Source organism: Dietzia sp. CW19, assembly GCF_014145265.1.
GTDB lineage: Bacteria > Actinomycetota > Actinomycetes > Mycobacteriales > Mycobacteriaceae > Dietzia > Dietzia natronolimnaea.
Window position 1 is genome coordinate 1 of record NZ_JAALEE010000399.1, and the last position, 1,383, is coordinate 1,383.

Below are 1,383 nucleotides of genomic sequence, written 5' to 3' on the forward strand. Positions count from 1 at the left end.
CTCGACGCAGGGGCGGCCGACGAGGGTGCTGGCGGCCGCGCCGGCGTCCGAGGTGGTGGCGGAGGCCAGGACGAACGTCGGTTCGGCCCCCAGGGCCCGGGCGAGCCGGTCGAGCCGGCGCAGGATCAGGGCGACGTTGGAGCCGAACACGCCGCGGTAGGAGTGGCACTCGTCGACGACGACGTAGCGGAGCCCCCGCAGGATGCGCGTCCACTGGCGGGACCGACCGAGCACCGACAGATGGAGCATGTCCGGGTTGGTGACGATCCAACGGGAGTTCTCGCGGATCCACGGCCGGGCGTCGGTCGGGGTGTCTCCGTCATAGGACGCGGGGGCCACATGGGCGAGCCCGGGGACGGAGTCCACCAGCGACACCACCGACGACAGCTGGTCCTGGCCCAACGCCTTGGTGGGGGACAGGTACAGCACGCAGGCCCCCCGGTCCGAGGCGAGTGTGCTGAGCGCGGGCAACTGGTAGCCGAGGGACTTGCCGGACGCGGTGCCGGTGGCCACCACCACGTTCCTCCCCGAGTGCGCGTGCTCGGCGGTGGCCACCTGGTGGGCCCAGGGCCTGCCGACGCCCCGAGCACGCAGTTCGTCGACCAAGCCCGGGTGTGCCCAGGTGGGCCAGTCGGCGTACCGGGCCTCGCGGGCGGGCAACTCCGCTGTGTGGGTGACGGGGGACGGCCCGGCCGGGAGCTGCTCGAGCAGGTGGCCCAGGAGTTCGCGTCCGTACGTCATCACCCCTCGACCGTAGAGGGCAACCCGCCCGGGTCCTCACCCGAGCGCGTGTCGGAGTCGGGTCCGGGGTGGATCCGGCTGCACGGCGCGGTCGGCGGCCCTGCGGAGATCGGTTCACCTGACCCTGGTCTCGTGGTGTACTTGTCCCGGTCGTCGATGCCGGTCGCGGGCTCCCCGCGGGCGGTGGGGCGACCCGACCCGCGTGGCCATCCCGAGGGTCGCACCAGGCAGTACGGAAAAGGAACGCAACAACATGGCACAGGGCACCGTCAAGTGGTTCAACGCGGAGAAGGGCTACGGGTTCATCGCCCCCGAGGACGGCTCCGCCGACCTCTTCGTCCACTACTCCTCCATCGAGGGCACGGGCTTCAAGTCGCTCGAGGAGAACCAGCGCGTCGAGTTCGAGCTCGGCGAGGGCCAGAAGGGCCCGCAGGCCCAGGAGGTCCGCGCCATCTGAGGCGCCACGGTCCGAGATCGACGAGGCCCCCGACGCGTGCGCGTCGGGGGCCTCGCCGTGTGTCAGGGGTCGGCCGTAGGCTCGGCCCCGTGACGCAGCTGTCGTTCTTCGCCGCCGACGAGCACGTCCCCGAGCCGACCGACCTCGAGGGCGCCCTCGCCGCCCGTGGCCAGTCCACCCTCGCG

General features: G+C 72.5%; 2 protein-coding genes. One reads left to right on the forward strand and one right to left on the reverse strand.

The features are described 5' to 3' along the window. Window positions 1-741 (reverse strand): DEAD/DEAH box helicase (locus G6021_RS12070; RefSeq protein WP_187700684.1); only part of this gene is annotated, 741 nt, incomplete at its 3' end. A gap of 253 nt (window positions 742-994) precedes the next feature. On the opposite strand from G6021_RS12070, the gene G6021_RS12075 reads away from it, so the two are divergent. After that, window positions 995-1,198, forward strand: coding sequence for a cold-shock protein (locus G6021_RS12075; protein ID WP_107755639.1), 204 nt, complete (start codon window positions 995-997; stop codon window positions 1,196-1,198). Window positions 1,199-1,383 lie beyond the last annotated feature (185 nt).

What these genes read in the sequence shown, in the direction of transcription:
- G6021_RS12075 (WP_107755639.1), top strand. Translation starts at nt 995, where the DNA reads ATGGCACAGGGCACCGTCAAGTGGTTCAACGCGGAGAAGGGCTACGGG.